Below are 3832 nucleotides of genomic sequence, written 5' to 3' on the forward strand. Positions count from 1 at the left end.
TCACGCCGAAACTCCGGCGTCGGTCTGTTCCCGTTTCCCATAGAACACCTCCTGGTTCCTCAGTTGGTGCTCTCCACTTCTTTCGGGCAAGTCCAGACCTACACCCACGCCGTTCTGCTCGAAGGCAAGGAGGGGTGGGGTGCGGTCGGTTTCTGCGGTCGTCCCGACCTGGCCGAGAAGAAGCGCAGAGAGCACCCCGGATCGATCGTGGTCGAGTGCGGTATCCTCGGTGACCGCGCGGCGGACATGCCCGCGCTTGAGGCCGCCGAGCACGCCGAGCCGGTCGCCGGCGACGCCCCCGAGCGCGAGCAGACTGTGGACGAGAAGATCGCAGCGGCCACGGTGCACGGCCCTAAGCCGAAGCGGACCATCGGCTCACTGGTGCAAGAGTTGCTGATGGACCCTGGGCGAAGCGCCGAAAATCGGTTCCACGTCCGAAACCATGTATCGACGGCAGTCCGCTTCGGCGGGAAGAACACACAGAATTGCCGCCGGTTCGTTGGCGACAAAGGACGCCACCGCCGAAGTAAGAAGGGTGGTGAAGCCCACCCGCACCGGCTTGACCAGCGTCACCCGTTCAATCGCCGGATCTCCGATGGCATCCGCGATTTCCCGCTGGAAGGGCCAAAGCTGTACCGGCCCCGGCTGCGCACTGACGCCTTCCGGCAGAACCACTTCGGACTCGATCCATTCGGACACCCCCATACTGGCCAATGAGCGCACCGCTGCGCGGCTTCTTGACGTGGGCGTGACGGAGTTTCGGGCGCTGGTAGAGGCAGGACACCTGCCGAAAGGCCGAGAAATTGCTCCGGGCCTTGTCCGCTGGCCTGTCGATGATTTGCGCCGCATTGCGAAGGGCGATGCGGTGGAGGGTATGGGGGATGTGCAATGGTGAAAAAGAAGTACCTTTGGCGTCATCCCGCCGGGCGGATTTATGTCCGCTTGAAAGGCCGCTTGTATCGCATCCACGCGCAGGAGGGCACGGAAGACTTCGACCGGGAGTATTGGGAAATCCTGACCGGGAAGCGGATGCAGGCCAAAACGTCTTGGAATGCGCTGATTGAGGACTACCGGACTTCTGACCGGTGGCTGGGCCTGAAACCCCGAACGCGCCAAGACTATGACAAGGTGATGTTATACCTGCGCGAGAAGATTGGCCCCCGCGATGTGAAGTCGCTCACCCGCTCGGATGTGATCGCGGCCCAGAAAGCAAATTCCCATCGAACGCGGTTTGCAAACTACATCCCGCAGATGTTGGTGATTCTGTGTGAACACGCCATTGATTCGGGATGGATTGCCAACAACCCGGCAAAGGGTGTTCGGGCACTGAAAACCCCGCAGCATCGCAAGAAAGAGCATTTGCCGTGGCCTGATTGGGCGGTGGATAAATTCCGCGCGGAAGCAAGTGACCTGCCACGCCTGATTTTCGAGATTGGTGTTGGAAGCGTCCAGCGCCCCGGTGATTGGGTAGGGTTTCGGTGGGGCGACTATGACGGCGACTCCCTGACCCTTCGGCAGAACAAGACGGACAAGCCGCTGGTGCTTCCATGCACGGCAGAACTGAAATCCGCACTGGACACCGCCAAGGCGGCTTTGGGCGTCATCCCCATTGCCGGGAAGCCGATCCTGAGCAAGCTGGACGGCAACCCGATGGGCTATCGGTACATGTCGCAAGTCATGTTGAGGGAACGCCGTCGCCTTGGGCTGGAAGCCTATGACCTTCACGCGCTTAGGTATCGTGGGGTTCAGGAATTGGCGTGGCAGGGCTGCACAGACGATGAAATCGCCGCCTACAGCGGACACGCCACAAAAGCGATGATTGAGAAGTATGCGGGCGAAGCAAGACAGGTCATGCGCGCCCGCCAAGCGCGGGAGAAGCGCAAGTGAACAGAACAAGAGCAGAACGCGAACGTGATACCCTGTTTGATACCCCAAGGGGGGCAGGTGAAGCTAAGTATTTGAAAGTATTGGAGGCGAGTACCGGAATCGAACCGGTGTACACGGATTTGCAATCCGCTGCGTCACCACTCCGCCAACTCGCCATATGTCCAAAAGTGGCCTGGTGCGGTGCGTTACGTAGCACCGCGTATCGGGGCGTGCAAGTCTCAAGTCTAAAGCCTCACGCCTTTAACCTGAGACATATCCGGCAGCCTTGAAGTAGTTCCAGCATTCGTAAGGCGAGTAGAGATCGCAGACATCGGCGATGACCTCGAACATTTCGGTGAACGTCCCCGCGCCGATCCGCCGGAGGTGAGCCTTGAGCTTTGAGAAGGCCATTTCGATGGGGTTGAGGTCCGGACTGTAGGGCGGAAGAAATAGGAACCAGCACCCGGCGTCCCGCATCGCCTTGGCCGCGGCGGCGTTCTTGTGGGTGGCGAGGTTGTCGAGAATGCGCGCGCACGCCGGTCGCGTCATGCAGGGCATCCGCGGACGGGGTTCGCCCCTTGAACGGGCCCGGACATCTGAAGGCCGACAATGCCGTCGCCCCGCTGCTTTGCTTCATGCGGGCTCCGAAGAAAATTTTCAGCGGCATGAGGCGCAATCCCACCGTGATAATTTGTGTATTTGCAACACCTTACGGCAGGAGAGCCGTTTTGGATCATAGGCAAGGCATTCTTGCGGCTCCCGGACCCGTGGATTGCAAGACACAGGTGTCGTTCGGCAAGCGCAACCCCCTCAGGGCAAGTATTTTTAGGTCGATAAAAATTCTGTATTTTGTGTTTATTTTTATATAGTTAGAAAGACATATCCCTTCCGGCCCTATGTAACGAAGACTGGTTTAAAGAGGGTTGCGGGATATGATCGTATCGGATAAAATCTTTCCAATAGAAGGATAAGTCCTTTCCAATAGAAATAATGAGTAATGAGTTAAGTCTTTATTAATGCGTCAAATTACGGCGGGAACACCGAAGAGGAAATGAGATTATGTCCTTCACGATCAACGACAGCACATATATAGCTGGCGGAACCAACTCTGGCTGGGCCTCAACGGGGATCACGATCGACGGCCAGCCCTTCGTTGTGTCTTTGGGGTTCTCATATGACGGTCAGGCGGTCATCTACCGGGTCAATGACGATGGGACCCTGACCGAGACGGACCGGATGACCTATAGCTCCAGCACGGGGCAGGTTGTAACAACCAGCGGCGGCAACATCACATCGACCATCACGGCCGACCCGGATTTGAACGTCACTGCCTTGAGCAGCCTTACGCAGTCGAACATCTACGAGGTCGACGGGACGCCAACGATTTTCCTGACCTCCCAGAACGGGACCGGCATTACGGTCTGGTCGCTCGATTCGGACGGCCATATGACGTTTGAGGACGGTCGCTCCTTCGGAGGGTCTCAGCAATACTTGGACGGCGGGATCGTGCGCGAAGGCGTGTTCTACGAAGGGTCTGACGGCACGAATTACTATTACGCCGCGAGGCCCCAAAGCGACCAGATTACCAAGTTTACCTATGATAACGGCAATTTTGTCGAGGTTGGGACCGCCGCTTCGGGTACGGCGTTGAATAACCCGAACTCGCTTGACGCGGTCACGATCGATGGCACCGGATACCTTGTCGCGTCGGGTCTCGATAGCCTGGTGCTCTACCAGATCAATGAGGCCAACGGCAATCTGACCTTGCTGGATGACGAGACGTTGTCCGCCCAAAGCAGCAGCGGCGCGCAGAGCGCGACGGAAATCATTATCGGAGAGGATGGAACCGCGTACGCTTTGTGGTCAGACATCAACGAAGGTTCAACCTACCTCTACGAGATCGACGCGACCACAGGCCAACTGATATTGTCGGATACAATTGTCGGGTATGATAGCTATTTCATGT

At 57.7% G+C, this 3832-nt stretch carries 6 protein-coding genes and 1 tRNA gene; 3 read left to right on the forward strand and 4 right to left on the reverse strand.

Annotated elements, in window-relative coordinates:
- Together C8N32_RS14565 and C8N32_RS14570 are read right to left on the reverse strand one after the other, a co-directional pair.
- Positions 1-348: a hypothetical protein gene (locus C8N32_RS14565; protein ID WP_107893691.1), complete on the reverse strand. Its 348-nt coding sequence runs from the start codon at positions 346-348 to the stop codon at positions 1-3.
- A 27-nt stretch (positions 349-375) separates the two neighbouring features.
- Positions 376-705: a phage terminase large subunit family protein gene (locus tag C8N32_RS14570; protein WP_244905931.1), complete on the reverse strand. Its 330-nt coding sequence runs from the start codon at positions 703-705 to the stop codon at positions 376-378.
- 43 nt (positions 706-748) lie between these two features.
- Between C8N32_RS14570 and C8N32_RS14575 the strand changes: the two genes are divergently transcribed.
- Entirely contained in the window at positions 749-895 is a 147-nt protein-coding gene (locus tag C8N32_RS14575) for a hypothetical protein (protein WP_244905932.1), read from the forward strand.
- Entirely contained in the window at positions 889-1887 is a 999-nt protein-coding gene (locus C8N32_RS14580) for a site-specific integrase (RefSeq protein ID WP_107893692.1), read from the forward strand. Before C8N32_RS14575 ends, C8N32_RS14580 begins: the two co-directional genes overlap by 7 nt.
- Before the next feature lie 81 nt (positions 1888-1968).
- Here C8N32_RS14580 and C8N32_RS14585 read toward each other — a convergent pair.
- Together C8N32_RS14585 and C8N32_RS14590 are read right to left on the reverse strand one after the other, a co-directional pair.
- Positions 1969-2042: transfer RNA gene (locus C8N32_RS14585), tRNA-Cys, on the reverse strand.
- Between the two features lie 85 nt (positions 2043-2127).
- Positions 2128-2415 carry a transposase gene (locus C8N32_RS14590; RefSeq protein ID WP_170106824.1) on the reverse strand — a complete coding sequence of 96 codons (288 nt, stop codon included), beginning with the start codon at positions 2413-2415 and terminating at the stop codon, positions 2128-2130.
- Between the two features lie 510 nt (positions 2416-2925).
- Between C8N32_RS14590 and C8N32_RS14595 the strand changes: the two genes are divergently transcribed.
- Positions 2926-3832 (forward strand): hypothetical protein (locus tag C8N32_RS14595; protein WP_211309720.1); only part of this gene is annotated, 907 nt, incomplete at its 3' end.

Origin of the sequence: Rhodovulum imhoffii (assembly GCF_003046545.1) — a bacterium.
GTDB classification, from domain to species: Bacteria; Pseudomonadota; Alphaproteobacteria; order Rhodobacterales; family Rhodobacteraceae; genus Rhodovulum; species Rhodovulum imhoffii.

What these genes read in the sequence shown, in the direction of transcription:
- C8N32_RS14580 (WP_107893692.1), top strand. Translation starts at nt 889, where the DNA reads ATGGTGAAAAAGAAGTACCTTTGGCGTCATCCCGCCGGGCGGATTTAT.
- C8N32_RS14590 (WP_170106824.1), bottom strand. Translation starts at nt 2,415, where the DNA reads ATGACGCGACCGGCGTGCGCGCGCATTCTCGACAACCTCGCCACCCAC.
- C8N32_RS14570 (WP_244905931.1), bottom strand. Translation starts at nt 705, where the DNA reads ATGGGGGTGTCCGAATGGATCGAGTCCGAAGTGGTTCTGCCGGAAGGC.